Origin of the sequence: Pseudoalteromonas sp. 78C3, from assembly GCF_002836695.1 — a bacterium.
Taxonomy (GTDB): Bacteria; Pseudomonadota; Gammaproteobacteria; order Enterobacterales; family Alteromonadaceae; genus Pseudoalteromonas; species Pseudoalteromonas arctica.
Genome location: NZ_PJAV01000176.1, coordinates 48788 through 75044, shown reverse-complemented (window position 1 = coordinate 75044; position 26257 = coordinate 48788). Strand labels below are relative to the sequence as shown.

The 26257-nt window shown below is 39.0% G+C and carries 23 protein-coding genes; 16 read left to right on the top strand and 7 right to left on the bottom strand.

What is annotated here, in order from left to right:
• Nucleotides 1-2052: AAA family ATPase (locus CXF76_RS20075; RefSeq protein ID WP_101164466.1), on the bottom strand; the 2052-nt coding region annotated here is incomplete at its 3' end.
• A gap of 323 nt (nt 2053-2375) precedes the next feature.
• Between CXF76_RS20075 and CXF76_RS20850 the strand changes: the two genes are divergently transcribed.
• Nucleotides 2376-2543 (top strand): hypothetical protein, encoded by a 168-nt coding sequence (locus CXF76_RS20850; protein ID WP_232785140.1) that lies wholly within the window; start codon nt 2376-2378, stop codon nt 2541-2543.
• A gap of 450 nt (nt 2544-2993) precedes the next feature.
• Here the strand turns inward: CXF76_RS20850 and CXF76_RS20065 are convergent, their stop codons facing one another.
• Nucleotides 2994-4073 carry a mechanosensitive ion channel family protein gene (locus tag CXF76_RS20065; protein ID WP_101164465.1) on the bottom strand — a complete coding sequence of 360 codons (1080 nt, stop codon included), beginning with the start codon at nt 4071-4073 and terminating at the stop codon, nt 2994-2996.
• Nucleotides 4074-4190: 117 nt separating this feature from the next.
• On the opposite strand from CXF76_RS20065, the gene CXF76_RS20060 reads away from it, so the two are divergent.
• Nucleotides 4191-5144 (top strand): YihY/virulence factor BrkB family protein, encoded by a 954-nt coding sequence (locus CXF76_RS20060; protein WP_007582878.1) that lies wholly within the window; start codon nt 4191-4193, stop codon nt 5142-5144.
• A gap of 3 nt (nt 5145-5147) precedes the next feature.
• Here CXF76_RS20060 and CXF76_RS20055 read toward each other — a convergent pair whose 3' ends face one another.
• Nucleotides 5148-6035, bottom strand: a complete 888-nt coding sequence (locus CXF76_RS20055) for a LysR family transcriptional regulator (RefSeq protein WP_010554286.1) — start codon at nt 6033-6035, stop codon at nt 5148-5150.
• Between the two features lie 89 nt (nt 6036-6124).
• The gene (locus tag CXF76_RS20050) at nt 6125-9229 is read right to left on the bottom strand and encodes a bifunctional diguanylate cyclase/phosphodiesterase (protein WP_010554287.1); all 3105 of its coding nucleotides are present in this window, start codon (nt 9227-9229) and stop codon (nt 6125-6127) included.
• A 201-nt stretch (nt 9230-9430) separates the two neighbouring features.
• Between CXF76_RS20050 and CXF76_RS20045 the strand changes: the two genes are divergently transcribed.
• Nucleotides 9431-10273 carry a pirin family protein gene (locus tag CXF76_RS20045; protein ID WP_101164464.1) on the top strand — a complete coding sequence of 281 codons (843 nt, stop codon included), beginning with the start codon at nt 9431-9433 and terminating at the stop codon, nt 10271-10273.
• 21 nt (nt 10274-10294) lie between these two features.
• A complete protein-coding gene (locus tag CXF76_RS20040; protein WP_101164463.1) occupies nt 10295-11269 on the top strand; it encodes a glutathione S-transferase family protein in 975 nt (324 codons plus the stop codon).
• A gap of 3 nt (nt 11270-11272) precedes the next feature.
• On the opposite strand, the gene CXF76_RS20035 is transcribed toward CXF76_RS20040, so the two are convergent.
• Genes CXF76_RS20035 through CXF76_RS20025 form a run of 3 tightly spaced genes read right to left on the bottom strand, consistent with a single transcriptional unit; the run spans nt 11273 to nt 12317 of the window.
• Nucleotides 11273-11515 carry a hypothetical protein gene (locus CXF76_RS20035; protein WP_101164462.1) on the bottom strand — a complete coding sequence of 81 codons (243 nt, stop codon included), beginning with the start codon at nt 11513-11515 and terminating at the stop codon, nt 11273-11275.
• 1 nt (nt 11516) lies between these two features.
• On the bottom strand, nt 11517-11972 hold the full coding sequence (locus tag CXF76_RS20030; RefSeq protein ID WP_101164461.1) for a hypothetical protein: 456 nt from the start codon (nt 11970-11972) through the stop codon (nt 11517-11519).
• Between the two features lie 6 nt (nt 11973-11978).
• A complete protein-coding gene (locus tag CXF76_RS20025) occupies nt 11979-12317 on the bottom strand; it encodes a hypothetical protein (RefSeq protein ID WP_002957982.1) in 339 nt (112 codons plus the stop codon).
• A gap of 496 nt (nt 12318-12813) precedes the next feature.
• On the opposite strand from CXF76_RS20025, the gene mraZ reads away from it, so the two are divergent.
• The 12 genes from mraZ to CXF76_RS19965 are packed head-to-tail and all read left to right on the top strand — an operon-like array spanning nt 12814 to nt 26257.
• Nucleotides 12814-13272, top strand: coding sequence for a division/cell wall cluster transcriptional repressor MraZ (gene mraZ / locus CXF76_RS20020; RefSeq protein WP_007582904.1), 459 nt, complete (start codon nt 12814-12816; stop codon nt 13270-13272).
• 28 nt (nt 13273-13300) lie between these two features.
• Entirely contained in the window at nt 13301-14239 is a 939-nt protein-coding gene (gene rsmH / locus CXF76_RS20015; RefSeq protein WP_008167099.1) for a 16S rRNA (cytosine(1402)-N(4))-methyltransferase RsmH, read from the top strand.
• Nucleotides 14236-14562 (top strand): cell division protein FtsL, encoded by a 327-nt coding sequence (gene ftsL / locus CXF76_RS20010; protein WP_007582915.1) that lies wholly within the window; start codon nt 14236-14238, stop codon nt 14560-14562. Before rsmH ends, ftsL begins: the two co-directional genes overlap by 4 nt.
• Nucleotides 14559-16376 (top strand): peptidoglycan glycosyltransferase FtsI, encoded by a 1818-nt coding sequence (locus tag CXF76_RS20005; RefSeq protein ID WP_010554293.1) that lies wholly within the window; start codon nt 14559-14561, stop codon nt 16374-16376. Before ftsL ends, CXF76_RS20005 begins: the two co-directional genes overlap by 4 nt.
• On the top strand, nt 16369-17847 hold the full coding sequence (gene murE, locus CXF76_RS20000; protein WP_101164460.1) for a UDP-N-acetylmuramoyl-L-alanyl-D-glutamate--2,6-diaminopimelate ligase: 1479 nt from the start codon (nt 16369-16371) through the stop codon (nt 17845-17847). Before CXF76_RS20005 ends, murE begins: the two co-directional genes overlap by 8 nt.
• Complete coding sequence (locus tag CXF76_RS19995) at nt 17844-19226, top strand: UDP-N-acetylmuramoyl-tripeptide--D-alanyl-D-alanine ligase (protein WP_007582921.1); 1383 nt, start codon at nt 17844-17846, stop codon at nt 19224-19226. Before murE ends, CXF76_RS19995 begins: the two co-directional genes overlap by 4 nt.
• Nucleotides 19226-20308, top strand: coding sequence for a phospho-N-acetylmuramoyl-pentapeptide-transferase (gene mraY / locus CXF76_RS19990; RefSeq protein WP_007582922.1), 1083 nt, complete (start codon nt 19226-19228; stop codon nt 20306-20308). Before CXF76_RS19995 ends, mraY begins: the two co-directional genes overlap by 1 nt.
• Nucleotides 20309-21643, top strand: coding sequence for a UDP-N-acetylmuramoyl-L-alanine--D-glutamate ligase (murD, locus tag CXF76_RS19985; RefSeq protein ID WP_101164459.1), 1335 nt, complete (start codon nt 20309-20311; stop codon nt 21641-21643). It begins immediately after the preceding gene.
• Nucleotides 21640-22815 (top strand): cell division protein FtsW, encoded by a 1176-nt coding sequence (gene ftsW, locus CXF76_RS19980; RefSeq protein ID WP_007582927.1) that lies wholly within the window; start codon nt 21640-21642, stop codon nt 22813-22815. The genes murD and ftsW overlap by 4 nt, the downstream gene beginning before the upstream one ends.
• The gene (murG, locus tag CXF76_RS19975) at nt 22812-23888 is read left to right on the top strand and encodes an undecaprenyldiphospho-muramoylpentapeptide beta-N-acetylglucosaminyltransferase (protein ID WP_101164458.1); all 1077 of its coding nucleotides are present in this window, start codon (nt 22812-22814) and stop codon (nt 23886-23888) included. The genes ftsW and murG overlap by 4 nt, the downstream gene beginning before the upstream one ends.
• Entirely contained in the window at nt 23889-25340 is a 1452-nt protein-coding gene (gene murC, locus CXF76_RS19970) for a UDP-N-acetylmuramate--L-alanine ligase (RefSeq protein WP_002957994.1), read from the top strand. It begins immediately after the preceding gene.
• Nucleotides 25337-26257 carry a D-alanine--D-alanine ligase gene (locus CXF76_RS19965; RefSeq protein ID WP_024592944.1) on the top strand — a complete coding sequence of 307 codons (921 nt, stop codon included), beginning with the start codon at nt 25337-25339 and terminating at the stop codon, nt 26255-26257. The genes murC and CXF76_RS19965 overlap by 4 nt, the downstream gene beginning before the upstream one ends.

Genomic DNA, 26257 nt, shown 5'->3' with positions numbered 1-26257 from the left:
AGAATGTGATTCCCTATTAATATATCTAAATAAAGGCTTAAATTCTGACGAAGTTTTCCCTAAATCTTCCAATGTCTTCTTCAGAGCATCTTTCTTATGAATAAAGGTGAAGTAATGTTCAAGAATGTTTCTCATAGCATTTGGTAACATATTTGCGTAACTATGACTCTCTGAGCAATCTTTTATTATTTGCCAATATGTTTGATAGTCATTTTGAATTTCATTTCTTTGAAGGTCTTTAACTTTACTAAAATCTGATTTAGTAATTCTATGTAATTTATAAGGGACTGCGCGATTGCTAGGCGCTTTAAGCATTAATAATTCATGAAAGAAAAATAAATTATGAGTAAGAATAAATATTTGCTTAAAATTAGTTAGCAAGACTTTATGATGAATCAATGTTGCTATATCGTAAATGTAGTTATGAGAAAGACTTGAGATCGGATCATCTATTACAATGATCCTTCTATTAAGTATAACTGTAGATTCTTGATCTGTCGCACCGGCACAACTTTCTAGAAAATATAAGAAAGTTATTAAAGTCTTTTCACCTTCACTTAAAGTATTATAAACATCTTCATCAGCTTCGCTTTCTCGCACAATTTTATAATGTTGTGAGTCTTCTGACGCTTTTTCAAGTTGAAAACCTTGTAAGCCTAATTCTTTAAGCTGACTATTAATATTTTTTATTGAAAGATCTATATTGGTAATTTTTTTACTATTTTCGATAATAATATTATCTTGCTCTCTTTTATCTTTGTTTTTATTTTTATAATTTTCTCTTAGTTGTTCTACCTCTAGATTTAAAGATTTTGTTTTATCAATAGTAGCTTCTATTAAAGCAGCATATTCTAAATTTAATAATGACCAAAATTTTCTGTTTATGTTGGTTAAATGAATATTTTTATTTTTAATTTTGTCATTGAAAGTATCTACTTCGGATTGAATCTTCATAATGACATTATTTAAATTATCAATAAGCTCAGTAGTATCTAACAGTTTTATCACTTCACTAGGTTTAGTGTATTTATCGTTAATCAAAGACAGGTTATCTTTTAAGCACGTCAATAAAAGTAATTTTGTGGTACTAAACTCAGAATTATCAACAACGTACTCTGCTAAAAATGCGCCATTAACTAAATTAGACTCAAGAATCGAAATAGAGTTTTCATATACATTTTTTAAATTAAGAATTTCTTCCTTTTTAGATTGGTAAGTCGTATCAAACAATTGATTTATTGCAGTAGAAAAATCAGCTTCTAGTTCTTGTTGGCAAAATGGACAAGGTTCATCATCATTTAGATACTTCATACCAGATTGAACCCAATCTGAATTACCAAGTTTCTCGACTAACTCAGCTAAATAGGAGTCTTCCGATCCTACTATTCTAGATTCAAAAATCTGCTCATTTTCTATATAACTTCCGCTAAAAGAAATGGTTTGAATACTCTCCCTTGGTGTACCATCTTGTTCATTTAATTCTTTAGCTTCAGCTTTAAGATCTTTTATAGTTGAATCACAGGAAGATTGGCTATCTTTTATCTTTTGAAGAAATTTATCCTTAGTCTTAAATCCTGCTAAACAAAACTCAAGCTCTGTTCGCTCATACTTGGATTTAGATTTCCAAACCGCCTCTTTTAAAGTACTTTCTTCATTCGTAATTTCTTTATTCTTTTTGTTTGCATTTATTTCAATTTCACTTTGAGAATCTTCAAGTTTTTTTATAGCATATTCAGCTTTTTCAATAGCTTCTTCCGCATCTTTGTTAGCTTCACTTAAAGTGAAAATACCTTTTTGCTGCGGTATTTCATAAAAATTATCCCGAACAAAATTTTGATTATAAACAATTATTTCATGTTCAACATTGCTTGGAGAAATTTCACAATGTTGATAGACAGGATCAGTTTTAGATTGTAAAAAATTACCTAAGGTAGATTTTCCTGAACCATTTAATCCATAAAATAGATTTACTTTTTTATTATCTGTATTAACAATGACAAAGGTTGTAGGCGAGTAACTAGCCACATCCATTAGCTTTATTGAGGTGATCACTTTATAAATCCTTTTTTATTTTTGATTAAATAATAATTATTACATTGTCAGATTACTTCACTACATTGATTAAATGCACTTTTATATCAAATTATTGTTATATTTTTTTAATAACTAAAATTTACACTGTTTATTTGTTTATCATAAAAAGTATCTAGCGCCAATTAACTTGGTCGGTTGACACCGAATTTTATTTTCTCTTATTGAGCGCTGTTCTGCGTCGGTAACTTTCACCTTCGCAAACTGAAGGCAAAAGAGTCAAATCTTAACTTCATACATCAATGATCTAGATTTATAGTTTATTGCTCATTGAGTTTATTATTATGTCTAGACCACTACGAATAGAGTATGAAAATTCGTTTTATCATGTGATGAATCGCGGAAGAGGGCGTGAAAACACCTTTTTGAGTGATGACGATCTTAAGCATTTTTTTTACTACATTGAGCAAGCAAGCTTTCGTTTTATATTGAAGTGCATTCGTATTATTTAATAACCAATTATTACCACCTACCAATAAAACCCCTGATGCGAACTTGGGCAGAGCCATGAAACATATTAAATATACACAATACAGATGGTGCACTGTTTAGAGGTCGCGACAAAGCGGTGTTGGTGGATTGTAGTAGTAACGAGACTAGACTAACTGTGGGCATCTGACCAAGTTAAAGAAATTGAAATTATGCTCTAGCAATCTCTATAACTGATTTTGAAAATGAGGAGGCTAGATTATATCAACAAATTTCAATAAAATTACAAGCAAGAGAACAGGCCAAACAAAGAGCAAAAGTCGGTTAATACCCTACAAATACAAAGCCTTTGCCTTTTCTTAAAGTACTTCCCAACCAGCGTTAATATATATTAGCATTTATTGCTTACTTTGGTGATTGGGTCGAGAGTATTAATATTGAGCTAAATATTAATATATACAACTTCAGCATCCTTAAATAATATTTTTCCCTTGTTCTGGATCGCGAGATTGCTCTGCTTGTTCACGTATTTCGTCAGTATCACTACTTACATCATCAAGCGTTTTAGTTTGCTCGACAGTTTCACTTTTTTCGCTTTGTATTTGCGATGGTTGTTTTTCCTCTAAGCTAGAAGCATTTTCATTAGGGTCGGTGAGTATAATTCTCTCTCGTGCGTCATCAGGCATGCTGATTTTTTGTTTTGTGAACTCATTGACTAATTCGCGCATAAGTTGAGAGGCTACTTTTAATGGGCTGTGCTGCTCGCTATTAACCCAAAAATACAAAACGAAGTTAATAGTAGATGAGCCTAAGTTTTTTATTAAAACCTGTGCCGGCGGGTCGCTAAGCACCGCGTTTTGTTGATTGGCAATATCGAGGGCGAGGGTTTGTGCGCTGCGTATATCGTTATCGTAGCCAATACCAATTTCTACTTTGCCGCGCATTTTTGGATTGGCAGTCAGGTTTTTAATGGTATTTTTATATACAGTCGCATTAGGTATTTGAATATGATTGCCATCGTAATCAACAAGTGTGGTTGCTCTTGCTGTTACTTTTTTAACAATACCTAATCGGCCATCCACTTCAATTACGTCGTCAATTTTAAAAGGTCTTTGTACGCTCAGTAATAAACTAGCAATAAAGTTCTCTGCTATGTCTCTAAAAGCAAAGCCGAGTATTAAACCTATCAACCCAGTCCCACTCATAATAGCAACAGCAAACTGAGTGAGCCCAGCTAAACGTAAAAATAAATATACCCCAAATAAAATTATTAGGGTGCTTATGCTGCGCCTTATGACTAGGTGAACAAGCTTGCTGTCAGTCATATAGTCAATGGGTTTGATTAGTAATCTAGAAAGTGGTCCTGAAATTAAGTAACTGAGTACTAAAAGCATTATGCCGAGTAAAATAGTGGGTAATATTTGCGCTGTTACGTGAAGTAATTGCACGCCTTGCTCATAAAAGAAATTCCACGAAAGTGTATCAACTTTGATCACTTCAGTTATTGGTGTTGTATTATTTAGCGCTACACTGCTTTTTAGGGTACCGAGCATGGCTTATCTTCCGTGTTAGAGTCATTTATAGATAAATATTAGCAAGTTTGGTACCAAACACTTATAACTTGGCAAATATTTTGCTGTAGTAACGTAATACAAATATTGAGGTTTAGAATGAAAGAAGCTAAACGAGGACAGCAAGCAGAGCAGCCTGCACATATCCCTTTTATAGGTTGGTGGGATATTGTTAAACGTATTTTTAAGCAAATGAGTGAAGATAACTTATCTATAGTGGCAGCCGGTGTGGCATTTTATGCGTTACTTGCTATTTTTCCAGCCATTGCGGCGATGGTATCGGTGTATGCGTACTTTTCATCCCCAACAGATATTAGTGAGCACTTAAGTAAAATAGTTACTTTGCTTCCACCAAGCACCAGCGAACTGATTTTATCTCAGGTTTCTAGCCTTGCTAAAACATCAAGTGCAAGCTTGAGCTTAAGTGCAATTGGTACACTCATACTTACTATTTGGAGTAGCTCAAAGGGCAGCCAAGCACTTATTACTGCATGTAATATTAGTTATCGTGAATATGAAAAACGCTCATTTTTTCAGGCTCAACTAGTGCGCTTTTTATTTTCGGTAGGAGCGATTGTAGTCGCAATTTTTGCGCTATTAATTATTGGTATTTTACCTATTGTACTTAATTTAGTGGGACTAAAAGAAAGTATAGATTTATTAATTAAACTCATTTCTTGGCCATTATTGGCTTTTACCTTTAATTTTGCATTGGTACTTTTATATCGTTATGCCCCACATCGTAAACCTGCTAAATGGCGTTGGATCACAATGGGGTCGTCTATTGCTACCGTGCTGTGGATTTTAGCATCTATAGGTTTTTCATTTTATGTGTCGCGTTTTTCTAGTTACAACGAAACGTATGGCTCACTAGGTGGTGTAGTGATCATGCTGATGTGGTTGTATATCAGCGCTTATATAATCACATTAGGTGCTGTAATTAATGCAGCTACTGAGCAGCAAACAGGTAAAGATAGCACTGTAGGGCCGGCTAAAGAGCGTGGGCAACGAGGCGCCTATGTAGCAGATCACCTCGATGTAAAAAACGAATAGGTATTAATTAGCTAAATTAGTAAGTGCAGTAATTTGCTCTTTAAATTCTTGTGCTGCAGGACCAAGCCTGTCGTTGTCGTTGCACATTAAATATAAATTAAGAGTGCGGGTTGTACCTTGGTCTAAATTAAGTGCGATGAGGGTTTGATCTTCAATTAAGTGTGCAATTTGTGTTTTTGGCAGCCAAGCGTAACCTAAATTTTGACTAACCATATCAATAGAGTTACGTAAGTGGCTTACTGTCCAGCGCATATCTGCACCTAGCCAGCCTTCATTGTGACTGGTGTGGGTTGCTGAATCGCGCACTACTATTTGTCTATGTAGCTTTAAATCACGAAAGTTGAGTTGTTCAGTATGTTGGTGTAATACATGGTCTTTATGCGCAACCGCTATAAACTCTATATCGCATAATGTACTGCAGCTAATTCCATAAATAGGAATTGACGAAATAGCTAAATCAACCACTGAGTTATGCAGTAATTCGTTTGCACCTGTTAGCACGCTTTCTACTAAATCAATTTTTAAAAGAGGGTAAAGCTCACTCGTTTTAGCAAGTGCTTGGTATAAAATAGCGTGTGGAAAAACTTCATCAACAGCTATTTTTAACGTGCTTTCTACGCCTTCGCTTAGCGTACTTGCTACCGATTCTATTTTAGTCGCTTCTTCAATTAAAAACTCGGCTCTGCGTAAAATCAGCTTACCGCTATCGGTTAAAAATGCTTTACGGCCTTTTACTTCAAGCAACTTAATTTGCAAGGCGGCTTCAAGTTTTTGCACAGCATGGTGTACGGTTGACTGACTTTTATGTACAGCTGCGCTTGCGCCTGCAAACCCGCCATGATCCACAACCGCTTTAAACATTCGCCATTGCTCTAATGTTGCTTTTGCCATTTTTAAATCCTGTTACTACTTTATATCTGATTGCTTAACTTGACCGCGCAGACGCATTATTTATTGCGTAACAGTGATTTTTTGTCTATTTATTTTAACAAAGCTACTTTTTTATCAGCTAGAAGTGCCATAAAACTGCTTTTATTTAAAGGTCTTGAAAATAAATAACCTTGACCGTAATCGCATCCTGCTTCAAGTAGTAGCTGCATTTGTAATTTAGTTTCAATTCCTTCGGCGATTACTTTTAAGCCCAACTGATGCGCCATAACAATGATGGCTTCACACAATGCAAGTTCTTGGCTGCCTACTTGAATATTATCAACAAAACGTTTATCTATTTTTAAATAGTCGGTGTCCATTTCTTGTAAGTAAGCGAGCGACGAATACCCGGTACCAAAGTCATCAAGAGCAAGCTGCATACCTGATTTTACTATTTCTTTTAGGCGTCTTTGCGTAAGTGCTTCAGGGTTAACCATTAAGCCTTCAGTTATTTCTGCGACAATTGACGAAGCAGGTAGTTTTGCTGCTTTTAGCATATCGTACCATTCATCTATGCCACTCTCTGGCGTGGATAATTGCACTGGCGATACGTTTACACTTATTTGAAAAGTATCATCGGTTAGTGTTTTTATATCGTTAAGTGTTTGCAAAGCTTGGGCAAATACAAATTGACCAATTGCATTTATTTGCCTGGTTTCTTCAGCAAGTGGGATAAATGCGATAGGGCTAATTAGGCCTTTTTCGGGATGTTGCCAACGAATAAGCGCTTCAGCTTTATGAATATGTAAATCATTTAAAGCAACTATGGGCTGATAAAATAACTCAAACTGTTCAAGTTCTATGGCACTTCGTAAGTCTTTTAATAGCACCATGCGCGCGTGTGCATATTCGCGCATGTCAGCAGAGAAAAACTCGAAACAGTTACGACCATTACTTTTTGCTTTATACATAGCCTGATCGGCTGCCTTTAAAAGCTGTTCAGTATTTTCACCATCATTAGGAGCGCAAGCAATGCCTATGCTTGCACTAATAAATAACTCTTCGTTTTCAAGATGCAAAGCTGACGATAGACTAAGTAAAATATTACTCGCAATTTGATTAATATGGCGCGTACTTTTAATGTGACTAAATACAATAACAAACTCATCTCCCCCAATTCGTGCCACAAACTCAGCGTTTTTTGCCGACTGGACTATACGCTGAGATACGAGTTTTAATAAGTTATCGCCATAGTGATGGCCTAATGTGTCATTAATATCTTTAAAGTGATCAATATCTAAAAGCATGACAACCAATTGATTATCTGGAGTAACAACATTTGAAAATCGTTGATTTAATCGCTCCTTTAACTCTAAACGATTTGGTAAGTCAGTTAGGTGATCAAAATGAGCTTGTCGCCAAATGGTTTCATCAGCTTGTTTTTTTTCTGTGAGGTCTGTGAATATCGCGATACGACGAATAGGTGCGTTGTTTGTATCATAAATAGTATCGATTGTGAGCCACTCAGAGTAAAGCTGCCCGTTCTTTTTACGGTTAATAACCTCGCCTTGCCAGCGGCCTGTTTGCTGTAATTCAGACCACATTTTATTGTAAAAATTCTTATCATGTTTTCCTGATGAAAGAATTGAAGAGGACCGGCCAATAACTTCTTCTTTACTATATAAAGTCGTTTTACAAAACGCAGGATTTACATCAAATATAATGCCCGTTGGATCGGTGATTGCCATGCCTTCACTACTGTTGTTATACACTAGTGAGGCAAGGTGGAGTGCTTCTTCATTTACTTTTCGTTGTGTTATATCTCGTAGCACAACAACGTATTCATTTTTACTTTGCATTGCGCTAATACGTGCTTCAAAGCTGCGTTTAGGATCTGATTTTTCGAGTGTGAATTCTAAATTGCTCGAAACATCAAGTTTAGATAACTGCGATAACAAAAGCTGAACATTGCTGTGTGAAAGTATTGATGATAAATGAGGTACTACAGTGCTGTTAGGATTTACTTGAGGCTTAAACTGTCCTGTTATGTTGAGAATATCGCCATGGATGTTAATTCTAACGTAACTATCGGGCAGAGTATTAAGCAAGCTAGTAAGCTCATCATGCTTGTTTTTTAAATTAGCCTCGGCGGTTAACCTAGTTTGCGCCATTGATTTAAAACGCTGATAGAGAGTATTTAGCTCTGGATTATTGGGTTGTATTTTTTGTGCGGGCATCTCGCCCTTAGCCAATACGTTTGTTGCATTTGTTAGATTATTAATTGGGTCAATAATGCTGGTTTTAAGTAGTTTACGTGCAATTAAAGACAGTATCAGCAGCGATAAAATAAACACACCAATCGCTATAAAAAAATTATTATTTATTTGCTTTAAAGCATGTGTGACAGGAAGTGCAATATGTATATTTAAGCTGTTATTACTTGGATCGCTGTAAATAACAGAGTGATGAAGCATTCGGGCTTCACCTTCAATAGATTTTATTTTTGTTGATGCCTCATTATCAATCGAAGAATCAGTTGCTAATAAAGTCTGTGCAATATTATCGCCAAGCGCGGCCGTTGTAGGTGGATAACGCGCTAAAATTTTTCCGTTAGAATCAGCAATTGCAGCAATAGAGCCTGGCGGAAGTTCAATGTCATTAAAAGCATTGTTCCACCAGTCAAGCGCAACAACGATAACTACAACCCCCTGAATTACATTTTTTTTATTAATAATAGGTAACGCAAAATTAAGAGTGTTTTTTTGCAGGCTTCGGTCGTGCTGAAAATAACCTACCGACAATTGGTTACTTTTTAAGGCGTTTTGGAAATACGCCCGATCGGCAATATTAATTGTTTTGGCTAACCCGCTTGTTGTACATATAACAATGCCATTTGGATCTATAATCCCGATATTGGCAACATGTGCGTAAATAGATCTAAATTGATTAAAATAATTAGGGCAGGTCGTTGCTAGATTTTCTTTCTTACTTTCCTCTTTAGCCAAATAACGTGCTAAACGGTCAATATCATCGACTAAGTGCTTTTGCTGTAAAATTAATTGCTTAGCAATATTTTCTACTTTTTTTTCACTTTGCTCAATAGAGTGATCGCGTTCAAGCAGCAGTGTAAAAATAATTACAGCGGTGCCCGGAATACTTAGCAATATAAGTAAACGATAAAGCTGATGTTTGAGAGAATAAGTAAAAATAACCATTCCTTAGTTTTGTATTTTGCAATAACAATTGTAGCCAAATTCACTCCAAATAACCATAGTAATTATAAGGTTGAAAATGTAACCAATGAATCATTATAGTTCTATTTTTTGGAATGTTAAGGTCGATTTAAAGACATAGTTGTTTTGTTTAATGAATGATTTAATAGCCTCATAAACTTATTCTTTAGAGTGAATTAAAAAATGAAAATATCAAAAATACTTACAGCTTATGCAACTCAAGATGGCGACGGCGTAAGCATTAGCCGCATACCAGGGTTTGATGGTAAATATTTAGATCCCTTTTTAATGATTGATGAACTTAAGTCAGACGACAAAAAAGATTATATGGGAGGCTTTCCTGAGCATCCGCACCGAGGTATTGAAACGTTTACTTATATTCTAAAAGGTGGCTTTGAACATCGTGACCAAATGGGTAACAGAGAAGCAATTAAAGCAGGCGATGTGCAATGGATGAGTACAGGGCGCGGCGTCATGCACAGTGAAATGCCACTCGCGGATGCTGTAGATGGACTGCATGGCTTTCAAATTTGGATCAACATGCCAAGCGCAGAAAAAATGCGTGATTCACGTTATCAAGATACTACTAAAAACCCAGCTCCGAGTTTTACAAATACGCAAGGTGTGACGTTAAAATCACTGGCGGGATCGTGGCAGTTCGAAAGTGAAACGCTTACAAGCGCTCTGCAAAGTTTAGCGGCTAATGCGGCGCTCGCTGATATTACATTACCCGCTGGTAAAAACATCTATTTAGAGCCTCTTAGCCAACAAAAAGTAATGCTTTATATTCATAGCGGCTCACTAATGATGAGCGACAATCAAACAATACCAGCGGGCAAGTTACTTATTTTGGAACCAGGCAGTGACATCAATATTAGCTCTGAGCACGGCGCTGGTGTTTTGGTTTTAGCAGGCGATCCACTTAATCAACCGATTGCTCATATGGGGCCGTTTGTAATGACGACGCAAGCAGAAGTACAGCAAGCAGTGCGTGATTATCAAAACGGCGAGTTTGGCAAAATTTAACGGTATTTTTAGGAGAGTTTTATGGGATTATTAGTTAACGGCCAATGGCAAGATAAATGGTACGACACCGATTCAAGTAACGGTAAGTTTGAACGCGAAACAGCGCAGTTACGTCACTGGATAACTGTTGATGGTAGCGCTGGAATAACGGGCGAGGCCGGTTTTAAAGCTCAAGCGAACAGGTATCATTTATATGTATCACTTGCGTGTCCTTGGGCGCATCGAACGCTTATATTTAGAGCGTTAAAAGGGTTGCAAGATTTAATTACGGTGTCGGTTGTTAGCCCTGATATGCTTGATAGTGGTTGGGCTTTTGATAAGCAAAACCACAGTACTGGTGATGCTTTATTTAATAGTAACTACTTACATCAAGTGTATACAAAAAATAATCCTAAGTATTCCGGGCGAGTTACCGTACCCGTATTGTGGGATAAAAAGCTAAATAAAATTGTCAGTAATGAGTCTGCCGATATTATACGTATGTTCAATAGTGCGTTTAATGAATTAACAGGTAATAACGATGATTACTATCCTGAGGCACTGCAACCAAAAATTGACGAATTAAATACACTGATTTATCCAAATATAAATAATGGTGTTTATCGTACGGGATTCGCAACAACTCAAGATGCATACGAAGAGGCGTTTAACGATTTATTCAAAGCACTCGATAAAGTAGAAGGGATACTGAGCAAGCAGCGTTATTTAACAGGTAATAGGCTCACCGAGGCAGATTGGCGATTATTCACTACACTCATTCGGTTTGATAGTGTGTACGTTGGCCATTTTAAATGTAATTTACGCACAATTGAAAGCTATCCTGCATTAAGTGGATACCTTAGGGAGCTATATCAAATTAAAGGAGTGGCTGAGACAGTTGATTTTTATCATATTAAGCGTCATTACTATTTTAGTCACACAATGATCAACCCAACGCAAGTTGTGCCAAGTGGTCCAAGTATTGATTACTTATCTGAACACGGTAGAAACGTTTAGCGCTTAAGCTATCAAGTTCACTAGCCAGCCGTATTTTCTTACCAAACTGGTTTCGCTTTTACCCGCTTGAACTGCTGCACCTGCGATAAAGGCACTTGAAAGCCCAACTTTGGTTACGGCAAAACGCTTTAGCCTATATTGGAACGCTGCATGATGTTGGCGTTTCAATTCACTGCGCGTATCCATTTGCTTACTTAGAGCATCAACGTTTTCATTAGGTGCTTTAATTAAGTAGTTAACTAACATACTAATTTCCTTGTAAGTTAAATAGCTGCTTTAAACTTTTAAGCGTTTTATTAAAGCCAATTTTATTGCTTAAGTAAACTGTATTTTTCCAAAGCCATATTAAACAAGCAACTTGTAGTAAAGTAGCTGTTGCAATACTTAGCCATACCGACCCAAAAACATCGTATACACCGTATCCAACAGCACCTAGAAATCCTGCCCACAACAAAACCAAACCACTGGCAAAGCATCCTAAAAATATAGTGATCAATGCAAGCGATCTAAGCGATAACCGCCATTCAGCTTTAGCAAGCTGGTGGGTGATCTTTCCTTGAGTTTGGTAATCATCCTTGAGCTGCTTAGAATACTCTAAAAGCATTGCAACATGATCTTGCCAATCGTCCTTTTGGCTATGTTGCTCAGTAGTTTGGTCTTGCGCATTACCATCCTTGGTTGCTGTTGTTTGTGGGTTATTCATTACTAATTACTTACGACGAAGTAGTGATGTGATTAGCATACCCGCAGCAAAAGCAATACCCGCAGTTGCTAATGGATTTTCAGAAGCAAAAGCACGAGTTTTTGCAGTACATTCGCTTAGTTTTTCACGTGCGATAAGTTGTTTTTCGCTCAATGCATCTGCTGAGCTAGAAGCTCCTTTACGCACACTGCTTTCAGCTGTTGCAGCTTTGCTAGAAAGTGCATCTACAGCATCGTGCGCCGCTGATGTTGCTTTCTCTGTAAGAGGAGACTCAGTATTTGTTAGTTTAACGTCAGGCTTAACATCTGAAGTTGTATTTGGTTTCGTATTCGTTGCAGTAGCCATAATCAATCCTTAATAAGTTAAAAATTTAAATAGTGATTTAGATGATGCAATGATTAAACCAAACTTGTTATTTATTTTAACTGACTGAATTTGATAGGTTTTGTTTGTGGTTTTTAATTTTTGATAATTAGTATTTTAAAATAAACAGTAACTATTACTACACGGCTAGGTAAATTTTACAAAGAGGATAAAAACGCCTTAAAAATTGTAAATATTCATTGGTTATTCAGTAAGCAAAGCGTGTAAACAGAAAGTTATAAAAAACAGAATAAATATTTTTTTCATCACAATCCCACTTTTTCCCACGTAATTCAAACGCTTCGCTTGAGCCCTTATTTTTTCTAGCTTTGGGACTTACTAAAGCTGGTCAGCTTACTTGACAAAATGGCTTGTCAAGCCCTAAACTGGAGCACTGTGGTAAAAAGTGGTTTTTAGTGGATCACACTGGATAAAAATAAACAAAAGTTGAATAAAACAATTTTAAAGTAGGTTTTTTATGTTTCGTGGCGCGAGTTCACTGAGTTTGGATGATAAGGGGCGTTTTGCGGTACCGACTAAGTACCGAGAATCTCTATTGTCTGAAGATCAGGGAACGGTTATTTGTACCGTCGCATTAAATGAGCCGTGTTTATGGTTGTATCCGCTGGCTGAGTGGCTCGAAATAGAAAGCCGTTTAGCTAAAATCTCCAATATGAACCCACGAGCCCGTCGAATGCAGCGTATGTTGCTCGGGAATGCTACTGAATATCAACTTGATAAAAATGGTCGAATTTTGCTTGCGCCGTCACTGAGGGCTCATGCATCACTTGGCAAAAAAATCATGCTAGTTGGTTTGATGAATAAATTTGAAATTTGGGATGAGGCGCGTTGGCACGAGCAAATGCAGCAAGATACTGAGCTTGAAAGGCTTGGCGATTTTGAACCTAACCAAGATTTAGATAATTTTACACTCTAACAGCACAAAAAAAGGCAAATAATAGCTAATGACAGCGCAATTTGAACACGTATCCGTATTAATGGACGAAACCATCGATGCCCTCGCAATTAAGCCAGACGGTATATACATGGATGGTACGTTTGGACGTGGCGGCCACTCTGGACAAATTTTAGCACGCCTTGGTGATGAAGGTCGCTTGCAAGCAATTGACCAAGATCCACAAGCGATACAATCAGCCGAAAAATTCGCTGATGATCCACGTTTTGCGATTGCACATACTCGTTTTTCAAATCTATACGAAGTAGCAGAGCAGAACGATCTTATTGGTAAAGTAGATGGCATTTTATTAGACATTGGTGTCTCGTCGCCACAACTGGATGACGCTGCGCGTGGTTTTAGTTTTATGAAAGATGGGCCACTTGATATGCGCATGGACCCAACAACAGGTCGCAGTGCTGCACAGTGGTTAGCAGAAGCTGAATTAGATGATATTACCCACGTAATTAAAAAACTGGGCGAAGAAAAGTTTGGTAAACGCATTGCACACAAAGTACTCGAAGTTCGTGAGCACACGCCAATCACAACAACCAAGCAACTTGCTGACCTTGTTGATGAAGCAGTACCTGTAAAAGATAAGTTTAAGCACCCTGCAACACGTACTTTTCAGGCGATTCGTATTTATATCAATAGCGAGCTTGAAGAGATTCAAACAGCGCTACAGTCTGCAGTTAAAGTGCTAAAGCCAGGCGGACGTTTAGTGGTGATTTCGTTTCACTCACTAGAGGATCGTATTGTAAAACAGTTTATTAGAAAACAGAGTAGGGGAGAAGTGTTACCCAGAGGTCTGCCTTTAACTGATGCACAAATAAATAAAAACCTGACGTTAAAAGCAGTGGGTAAGGCTATTAAGCCAAGTACTGTTGAAGTAGAACGTAATCCACGTTCTCGTAGTTCTGTACTTAGGATTGCACAGAGGTTGGGATGAGTAAAAAAGCGAGCTATCGTCAACCCAATTTATTCTTTGAAATATTAAAAGGCCTAGGTGCTAACAAGCTAACCTCGGCCTTGTTGGTTGTGATATTCGCTTCTAGTTTAGCTGTTGTGCAAACAACACATTTAGCTCGTGGGCAACTTATAAAGCAAGATCAATTATTACAAGAACGTGATGAACTCGATTTAGAGTGGCGCTACTTACTTGTTGAAGAAGAATTTTATTCGCAACATGCACGCATTGAAGAAGTTGCTATATCACAATTAAAAATGAAACGACCTACGAGTCAAGATGAGCAGGTAATAATAGTACAATGAGAAATAGAGGCAAAAAACCAGTCACTAATTTAATCACATGGCGCTTTATGCTGGTGTGTACAGTTGTGTTTATGGTGTTTGTAACACTCGTATCTCGCGCTGCTTATTTACAAGTGATAGAACCTGATAAAGCACGTTCAGAAAGTGATAAACGTACGGTACGTGTTGAAAAACTGCATGTGCAACGCGGAATGATTTTTGACCGCAATGGTAAAGAATTAGCGGTAAGTGTGCCTGTGGTAAGTGTATATGCTGATCCTAAAGCATTACATAAATCGCTTGTATCTAAAGTAATCAAACAAGCCCGCAAAAGCGGCGAAGATCACTTATCTTTAACTGAAAACACTGTTGAGCTTGATAAGCGTACTGCACTTTATTATAAAAACGATTTACGCTGGCGCGAGCTTGCAGATGTGCTGCGTATTGATCCTAAAAAGATTAATTCTCGACTTTTAAACGATCCTTCGCGTCGCTTTGTGTATTTAAAGCGCCAAGTTACTCCTGCTGTAGCAAATTATATTGGTGATTTACGCCTCCCTGGTATCCATTTACTAGATGAATCTAAACGCTACTACCCTGCAGGTGAAGTTACCGCGCATGTAATTGGTTTTACCAATATCGATGGCAAAGGCATTGAAGGCATTGAAAAGCTATACGAAAACGCTTTAACGGGCGAGGAAGGCCGCCGTACCATTCGTAAAGACGCACAAGGGCGTGAGGTAGAAGTACTTGACGAACGTGAACGTGTAGAGCCAGAAAGTATAGAACTAAGTATTGATCAACGAATTCAAGCCATTGCGTACAAGGCCGTGAAATCAGCTGTACTGACTTATAAAGCCACATCGGGCTCAGCTATGGTAGTTGATGTTAAAACCGGTGAAGTACTGGCAATGGTAAATAGCCCTTCATTTAATCCAAACAACTTAAGCGATGCTGCACCTCATAAACGTCGTAACCGCGCAATTACAGATTTGTTTGAACCAGGCTCAACTGTTAAGCCTCTAGCCATTTTGGCTGGGCTAGACTACGGCGCCATTCAGGCAGATGACACGATTGATACCTACCCAGGTTGGATGCGTTTAGGTGGTAGTTTAGTTAGAGATACCCGCAATCACGGCGAACTAACACTGCGCGAAATACTAAAGTACTCCTCAAACATGGGAGTTGCGAAGGTTACTCAGTTAGTGCCTAAAGATTACCTTGTTGGTTTATACCAAAAAGTAGGCTTTGGTAGTGATACTGGTACTGGAATGGTAGGTGAAAGCAGCGGTTTGTTTTATCCAAATCGTCGTTGGTCTGACTTTGAAATTGCCACTTTATCATTTGGTTATGCGATTTCGGTAAGTACTGCGCAAATGGCGCGCTTTTATACCATGTTAGGCGCTGGTGGAGTTAATCGACCACTGACTATTTTAAAGCAAGACAATATACCTGAAGGCGAGCGTATTTTTAAACAAAAAGACGTAGAAGCCGTAGTGCACATGATGGAAAGTGTATTTGAAAAAGACGGTACTGCTCGCAACATAAAAGTTGATGGGTATCGTGCAGCTGGTAAAACAGGTACATCTAAAAAAGCCGTAGCAGGTGGTTATGGTGATGAATATGTAGGTTATTTTGCAGGTGTAGCGCCGGCAAGTAATCCTCGTTTAGCCGTGGTAGTTATGATTAATGAACCTGGTGGTGATGTGTACTATGGAGGTGCCACCGCTGGCCCTGCATTTGCAGAAATCATCTCTAACGCATTAAGAATATTAAACGTAGCGCCTGACAAGGAAGAGGTAGCGTACGTACAAGGTAAAGATAACGATGCGTGATTTAAAGGATATTTTAAAATACATCGAAATAGATGCGCCCTCGCAACTGGTAAAACATTTACGCCTTGATAGCCGTGAAGTAACGCCAGGTGATGTATTTGTTGCTATTAAAGGCCATGCACTTGATGGCGGTCAATTTATTAATAAAGCAATTGAAAATGGCGCAACAGCTATTATTGCTGACAGATTATGTGAATTTGAAACAAGTTTTGAGCCACTATACTTAGTTTCGGAGCTTGATAAAAAGCTTCCAGAATTAGCAAGTCGCTTTTATAGCCAGCCAAGTCAGGCTCTTGATTTAATTGGCGTGACAGGTACAAACGGTAAATCGACAACCACAGCAATGATTGCCCACTTAGCGCAATTTTGCAGTACTGATTCGGCTATTATTGGCACTTTAGGTTATGGTCATCCTGATAACTTAATTCCACTGATTAATACCACACCTTCAACGGTTGATTTACAACATATTTTGAGCGATTTAAATTCGCAGCATAAAAAGCTGGTAGCCATGGAAGTGTCATCTCATGGATTAGTGCAGCAGCGTGTTGCTAAATGCGCGTTTAAAGCGGCTGTGTTTACTAATCTTTCGCGCGATCACTTAGATTACCATGGTGATATGGCAAGTTACGGTGATGCGAAACTAATGCTTTTCCGTGATTTTGAGCCGCAAGTTGTAGTGCTTAATCAAGATGATTCTCAAGCTGAGCAATGGCTTGAAAAGTATGATTTTAATAACCTAATCTGTTATGGCCGCAAAAACTTAGCCCCTAAGAATGCTCAGTACGTTTATTTTTCTAATGTTGAATATTCAAGTGAAGGTATTTCGGCGCAGTTATCGACTAGTTGGGGTGATATATCGATTAAATCGCCTCTGTTTGGCGAATTTAATTTATATAACTTAACGGCCGCGATCGCTACATTACTAGGGCTTGGTTATCCGCTTGAGCAATTAGTTTCAGGTTGTGCGCAGTTACAGCCAGTAGCAGGGCGAATGCAAGCATTTAGCCAAGCAGGCATGCCGACGTGTGTTGTTGATTACGCACATACACCCGATGCACTTGCACTTGCATTACAAGCATTGCAGCTGCATGTGCCAGGTGGTGTAAGTTGTGTATTTGGTTGCGGTGGTGACAGAGATAAAGGTAAACGCGCATTAATGGCGCAAGCTGCAGAGCAAAACGCTAATAAAGTTATTATTACCAGTGATAATCCTCGCTCAGAAAATCCTGATGACATTATTGCAGATGTAGCAGGTGGTTTAACCCATCCTCAAAATGCACATTTAGAGGCTGATAGAGCAACTGCAATTAGTTTTGCTATAGAAAATGCTACAGCTGATGACGTTATTTTGATTGCAGGTAAAGGCCACGAAGATTATCAAATTATAGGCGATAAGCGAATCGACTTTTGCGATCGCCGGTATGTACAAGAACAACTAAAAAAAGCAGTAAGAGGGATAACACAATGATCCCAATGGATTTTGATTGGTTAGCTAATGTGCTAACAACCGATTATCAAGGTGATAATCAACACGTGCTTAATATAAATACTGATACTCGCACAGTGTGCGATGGCGAAGTGTTTTTAGCACTGAAAGGGCCAAATTTTGATGGGCATAAATTTATAGCTGAGGCTAAACAAAAAGGCGCTATTGGCGTTATTGTTCAGCACAAAGTTGATGTAGATATTCCACAATTTATAGTAAGCGATACACGTATTGCACTAGGTGCAATTGGCACCGCTGTTATGGCGCAAGTGGCGCCTAAAACAATAGCAATTACAGGGAGTGTAGGCAAAACCACCGTAAAGGAAATGTGTGCGGCAATTTTGTCGGTTCACGGTGATGTATTAGCTACTAAAGGTAATTTTAATAACGATATTGGCGTCCCACTTACGTTATTGCGCTTAGAGCCTCAACATCGTTTTGCGGTTATTGAACTGGGTGCAAATCACTTAGGTGAAATTGCTTACACCACTGCAATGACAAAACCAGATGTAGCCGTTGTATGTAATGTTGCAGCAGCCCACTTAGAAGGTTTTGGTAGTTTAATGGGCGTCGCAAAAGCTAAAGGTGAGATTTTTGATGGCCTTAAAGATGACGGCGTTGCGATTGTTAACTGCGATAGTGAATTTAGCCAATATTGGTTAGATAAGCTTGAAGGGCGTAATGTTAAACGTTTTTCTACAACTGAAAAACTAGATATTTGGGCAGAGAACATCACGCTTGATGCCAACGCTCGCGCAAGCTTTACACTTTGTACTAAAGATAAGCAGGTCCCTGTTACTTTGGCACTTCCGGGTAAGCACAATATTAGTAATGCACTTATCGCTGCTGCACTGACCAGTGAATTTAATGTAACCCTTGAAGAAATAGCCAATGCACTTGCCACAATGGGGGATGTAAAAGGGCGCGTTAATTTAATTGAAGTGTCTGATTTACTCACCGTGGTTGATGATACCTATAATGCCAATGTTAAGTCTGTAAAGGCTGCGATTGACTTGTTAAGTGATATGCAAGGTCACCGCATTTTAGCACTCGGAGATATGGGTGAGCTAGGTGAAGATGCACGTAAGTACCATCAAGAAGTTGGCGAGTATGCACTTGAGCAAGGGATTGATGAGTTATTTACATTAGGTGTATTAAGTAAATACGCAAGTGATGTGTTTGAACTACCTAATCGCCACTTTTCGAGCCGCGAACAGATGCAGCAAAAAATTCAAGAAAGTATTAATAAAGTGAATACTAAAACAACAATAGTAGTGAAAGGATCGCGCAGTTCTCGCATGGAATTATTAGTAACCGATTTAGTTAATGGCCAGCAACAAGCCATCAATGGAGTATCATAATGTTAGTTTGGCTGGCAGAGTATTTAACACAGTATTTTAGTGGTTTTCATGTTTTTTCGTATTTAACGCTACGTGCCATTTTAGGTATTTTAACTGCGCTAATTATGTCTCTTTATTTAGGACCTAAGTTAATTCGTGGTTTGCAACGTATGCAAATAGGCCAAACAGTTCGAGACGACGGTCCGCAATCGCATTTGTCTAAGTCGGGTACACCGACTATGGGTGGCTTACTTATTTTAGCGGCCATTTTTACCAGCACGCTACTTTGGGCCGATTTATCAAATAAATACGTATGGGCAACACTGTTTGTAATTGGCTCTTTAGGTATTGTTGGCTTTGTTGATGATTACCGTAAAGTTATTCGTAAAGATCCAAAAGGCTTAATTGCTAAGTGGAAGTACTTTTGGCAGTCGGTCATTGCATTAGTTGTAGCTACTGCTTTGTATTTTACCAGTGCACAAGCATCTGAAACATCACTTGTTGTTCCATTTTTTAAAGACGTGTTACCGCAATTAGGTTTGTTTTATATCGTGCTTACGTATTTTGCCATAGTAGGTACATCAAACGCGGTAAACCTGACCGATGGTTTAGATGGCTTGGCGATTGTGCCAATTATTTTAGTGGCTTCGGCATTGGCAATTATTGCTTACTTAACAGGTAATATTAACTTTTCGGCTTACTTACATATTCCACATTTACCGCTGGCGAGTGAGCTTGTGGTTGTATGTACTGCCATTGTGGGCGCAGGGCTTGGCTTTTTATGGTTTAACACTTACCCAGCACAAGTATTTATGGGCGATGTTGGCTCATTAGCACTTGGTGGCGCATTAGGTATTATTGCTGTTTTAGTACGCCAAGAGTTACTGCTTATTATTATGGGCGGTGTATTTGTAATGGAAGCACTATCGGTCATATTACAAGTGGGGTCGTATAAATTACGCGGACAACGCATTTTTAGAATGGCGCCAATTCATCATCATTATGAATTAAAAGGTTGGCCAGAGCCTCGCGTTATTGTGCGCTTTTGGATTATTTCTGTTGTGCTAGTGCTTGCTGGCTTAGCTACTTTAAAGATTCGATAAATGCAGTATTTAAACGAGATAAAAAACAAACAAATAACAGTGCTCGGACTCGGTGTAACCGGTCTGGGCATTGTGCGTTTTCTATTATCTCATGGCCTCACACCAAAGGTCGTTGATAGCCGAGTAACCCCGCCGGGGATTGATTGGTTAAAAGAGCACGCGCCAACTCTAGATACCCACTTTGGTAATTTGGATGACGCAGAGCTTTGTTCAAGCGATATGATTATTATAAGCCCTGGGCTTAGCTTAAAAATACCAGCTGTTGCAGATGCAATTAACGCAGGTGTTGAAGTGATTGGCGACGTTGAGTTATTTGCACGCATTAATACAAAACCTGTTGTTGCAGTAACGGGCTCTAACGGTAAATCAACCGTGGTTACGCTCGCTTATGAAGTGTTAAAAGAAGCCGGTTATAAAGTTGCTTTGGGTGGGAATATTGGCACAGCGGTACTTGATTTACTCAATGATGATTTTGATGTGTATGTGCTTGAGTTATCGAGTTTTCAGTTAGATACCACAACGAGTTTAAAACCAGTAAGTGCAACGGTATTAAATGTGTCTGAAGATCACCTTGACCGCTACGACAGTTACCAAGCTTATATAGACTCAAAGCTAAGTATTTATAATTTCGCAGAGCTTATTGTTGTCAACGCAGACGATAGTCAAACACATCCAGTTGAGCGCGGTACGGCTCCTCTAATTAGCTTTGGTGCTCAACAAGGTGATTACCATTTAGCGCAGCACAATGGCGAAACTCACTTTATGGTTAAAGGCGATGCCTTTTTACCTGTTGATACACTTGCGGTAGTGGGTAAGCACAATTATTTAAATACGCTTGCAGTAATGGCGCTCTTAAGTCCGTTTGAAGTAAGCAAAGAGCAATATAAAAATGCATTAGGTCAATTTAATGGGTTAGCTCATCGTTGCCAATTTGTAGCTGAGCTTAACGGTGTAAAGTATTTTAACGATTCAAAGGCAACTAATGTTGGAGCGACCATTGCTGCAATAGATAGTTTAGCTAGTGACGGTGAAAATTTGATTGTTATTGCTGGTGGCGATGCCAAAGGCGCTGATTTAAATGCGCTTAAACCCTACATAGAACAGCATGTAAAAGCATTAATTTGTTTTGGTAAAGATGCAAGTGACTTAGCTGCGATTACCAATAAGAGTTATTTAACTAACAATATGGAAGAAGCCGTTACTTTGGCCAAAGTACTTAGTAGTACAGGCAATATTGTTTTATTAGCACCCGCATGTGCCAGCATTGATATGTATAACAATTATATGCAACGCGGTGATGACTTTGTTCAGTGTGTAATGGCAGAGGCGTTATGATTGCTTTTGCCGATATAAGAGACGCATTAACACCTAAGCCTTCGGCGCAGTTATACGATGTACCGCTATTGTACTGCGTAATAATGCTCATTGGTGTTGGTTTTATCATGGTGACCAGCGCATCAATGCCTACCGCAGAGCGGTTATTTGATGACCCGTACCATATTACCATTCGCCACAGCATGTTTTTGGCAATGGCTTTTGTGCTTTTTTGGATAAGCGTTTGTGTGCCAATGGAGTGGTGGAAACGATCAAACCCTTATCTATTAATACTAGGCATGGTGCTATTAATAGCGGTGTTGATTATTGGGCGTGAAGTAAACGGCGCTAAACGATGGATACCTATTGGACCTGTTGGTTTTCAGGTGGCAGAGGCCGCTAAGTTGTACTTTTTTAGTTATATTGCGGGTTATTTGGTAAGAAAACGCGAAGAAGTACAAGAAAATATTAAAGGCTTTGCAAAGCCAATTGCTGTATTTGCAGTGTATGCACTGCTTATTCTGCTGCAGCCAGATTTAGGCACAGTGGTTGTTATGTTTGTAACAACGGTTGGTTTATTGTTTTTAGCTGGTGCTAAGTTATGGCAGTTTTTTGTACTTATTTTAACGGGCGTTGGTCTGGTTGTATTACTTATTATTGTTGAACCATATCGTATGGCACGTGTTGTTGGCTTTTTAGACCCTTGGGATGATCCTTTTGGCAAGGGTTATCAGTTGGTGCAATCGCTAATGGCATATAGCCAGGGTGGTTGGTTTGGCCAAGGCTTAGGTAACAGTGTACAAAAACTACAATATTTACCTGAAGCACATAACGATTTTATTTTTGCCGTTATAGGTGAAGAACTTGGCTTAATAGGCGTTGTAAGTATTTTAACGGTATTAGCTACTTTAGTATTTAGAGCCTTATTAATAGGCCAACAAGCCCTTAAGTGCGGCAAGGAATACGAAGGCTACTTTTCATTTGCCATTGGTATTTGGTTTGCATTTCAAACCATGGTGAATGTAGGTGCGAGCGCGGGTATTTTACCGACGAAGGGTTTAACCCTGCCGTTTATTTCTTATGGCGGCTCAAGCTTATTAATTATGACGATTGCCACGGGTATTTTATTACGCGTAGATTTTGAAACCAAAATGGCAACCAAACAAGCCACCTCACGCGGAGGTAAGCGATGAGTAAAAAATTAGTAGTAGTGGCTGGTGGAACTGGCGGACACATTTTTCCCGGTATTGCAGTGGCCGATTATTTAAAACAGCAGGGCTGGCAAGTTAGCTGGATCGGCACACCAGATCGAATGGAAGCGAGCGTTGTACCTAAGCACAATATAGATATTGATTTTATTAACGTTAAAGGTGTCCGTGGTAACGGATTAAAGCGTCTTATTAAAGCCCCATTCATGGTAATTAATGCAGTATTGCAGGCGCGTAAGGTATTGAAAGAACAGCGTCCTGATGTAGTACTTGCAATGGGCGGTTATGTTACGGGTCCAACGGGAATTGCCGCAAAAAGTTTAGGTATCCCGCTGGTTATTCACGAGCAAAACGCTGTAGCGGGTATGAGCAATAAACTGCTAGCTAAGGTGGCTACACGAGTATTAGCTGCATTTCCAAGTGCTTTTGCACAGGGTCAAGCCGAGCTAGTAGGTAACCCAGTTCGCCAAAGCGTTATGAATATAGCCAAACGCGACGTATCAAGCCCTATTAATATTTTAGTAGTGGGCGGCTCGCTTGGTGCGCAAGTGCTTAATCAAACATTACCAGAAGCATTTAAAGTACTAAATAATACAGCTCCAATAAGTGTATGGCATCAAACAGGTAAGGGTCATTTAACTACCGTAGAAGCCGCTTATAAAATGCATGCTTTTACAGGCAGTAATACAAAAATAGCTGAATTTATTGATGATATGGACGCAGCGTATAGCTGGGCCGACATTGTTGTTTGCCGTGCTGGTGCGTTAACTGTAAGCGAAATTGCAGCGGCAGGTAAAATGGCCGTTTTTGTTCCGTTTCCACATGCCGTGGACGACCATCAAACAGCTAACGCACAATATTTAGTGATGGCTAATGGCGCATTATTAATGCCACAAGGGCAGTTTAATAAACAATCAATTGTTGAACTACTAAGCCCGTATTTAGCCCAACCTTCATTAATAACTGAAATGGCTACAAATGCAAAAAAACAAGCCATTTTAGATGCCACAGCAAGCGTAGCAACGCACTGTGAGCAAGTAACAAATAAGAGAAAATAAGTGAAAGAAACGTCAGTACAAGAAAAACACACACGCCCTGCAATGCGCCGAATAGAAACCATCCACTTTATTGGTATTGGTGGAGCAGGTATGGGCGGTATTGCTGAAGTACTCGCTTTTGAAGGCTACCGTATTACAGGTTCTGACATTGCCCACAGCGCTATGACAGATCGTTTAATTAAAGCCGGTGCAGAAGTATTTATAGGCCATCATGAAAATAACGTGAAAGATGCCAATGTAGTCGTTGTTTCAAGTGCGATTGATGAAACAAACCCTGAAATTATTGCAGCTAAAGCCGCAAGAGTTCCTGTTGTTCGCCGCGCAGAAATGTTGGCTGAATTAATGCGTTTTCGCCACGGTATAGCAATTGCGGGTACGCATGGTAAAACAACGACAACAAGCTTAATTGCGAGTATTTATGGACAAGCAGGGCTTGATCCAACCTTTATTATTGGTGGCTTGTTAAATAGCGCAGGTAGTAACGCAAAAGTAGGCAAAAGTGATTTCTTAATTGCAGAAGCTGATGAAAGCGACGCGTCGTTTTTACACTTACAGCCAATGGTCTCGGTGATCACAAATATCGAAGAAGATCACATGGATACTTACGGTGGCAGTCTTGAAAAGATGAAAGACACATATGTGGATTTTATTCATAACTTGCCGTTTTATGGTTTAGCCGTTGTATGTATTGACTCTGAAGTTGCTGCTGAGCTTATTCCGCGTTTTGGTCGCCCAGTTATCACGTATGGTGAATCGAAGGATGCTGATTACCGCATGAGCGATTTTAGCCAATCAGCTAATACATGCACATTTACAGTAACTAACAAGCAAGGTGAGTGTTTAACTGCCACGTTGAATATGCCAGGTAGACATAACGCACTTAATGCAACCGCTGCAATTGCTGTGGCAAAAGATCAAAACATTGCGAATCATGCAATTTTAGAAGCGCTGCAGAAGTTTGAAGGTATTGGTCGTCGTTTTCAACACTATGGTGAATTTGAAAACGAGCGTGGCAATGTGATGTTAGTTGATGATTACGGGCATCATCCTTCAGAAGTTGCAGCAACAATTGCAGCAGTACGTGAAGGTTGGCCTGATAAGCGTTTAGTAATGGTATATCAACCTCATAGATTTTCTCGTACACGCGACTTATACGAAGATTTTGTAAAAGTACTTGCTGATGTAGATCAGTTGCTACTGCTTGATGTGTATAGCGCTGGTGAAGATCCTATTGTTGGCGCAGACAGCAAAAGCTTATGCCGTAGCCTTCGTCAACGTGGCAAAGAGCCGCTGCATGTAGCAACAAATGCAGAGCTTGCAGGCGTTTTGGCCGCAAATTTACAAAATAATGATTTAGTATTAACCCAAGGCGCTGGTAATATAGGTCAGTTAGTTAAAACATTAGCTGCGACGGGTATGTCGATAGAAAAACTTAAGCAAGGTGAAGTATGACTCAGGTAAACACACAATTTGGTAAAGTAGCGGTACTGCTAGGTGGTAACTCAGCAGAACGTGAAGTGTCTTTACGATCGGGTCAGGCTGTTTTAAATGCGCTGCAAAATAGTGGCATTGATGCAATTGCATTTGACCCGCAAAGTCGTTCTTTGTGGGAGTTAAAAGAATTAAATGTAGAGCGCGTTTTTATTGCTTTGCATGGTCGTGGTGGCGAAGACGGAACTGTACAAGGTGCGCTTGAATTTATGAACCTGCCTTACACGGGCAGTAATGTACTGGGTTCAGCACTTGCTATGGATAAAGTACGTTGTAAGCACTTATTTAAATCAGCGGGTTTAAGCACTGCACCTTATACCGTAGTTGACGCTAAAAAAGGCTTTGATGCTGCAGCTATTATGGGTGAGTTTAAAAAGGTAATGGTTAAGCCATCGCACGAAGGCTCAAGCATAGGTATGGCGCAAGCAAGTACAGCACAAGAACTTGAAGACGCACTAGCTAATGCATTTAAGTTTGATAATCAAGTGCTTGTAGAGCAGTGGATCACGGGACGTGAATTCACAGTTACAGTGCTTGGCGATGAAGTACAACCAGTCATTGAGATGACGACACCTAATGGTTTTTACGATTACCAAGCTAAGTATCAATCAAATACAACGCAGTATCATTGCCCTGCAGATTTATCAGAGCAAGATACTAAGTACTTACAAGCTATATCGCTAGATGCATTTGATTTAGTGGGCGCAAGTGGTTGGGGCCGTGTTGATGCGATGCAAGACGAGCAAGGTAACTTTTATCTCCTTGAAGTAAATACAGTACCAGGCATGACTGAAAAGTCGTTAGTGCCAATGGCGGCAAAAGCGAATGGGGCAACTTTTGAACAATTAGTTGTTCGCATTTTAGAGCAAACGCTTTAA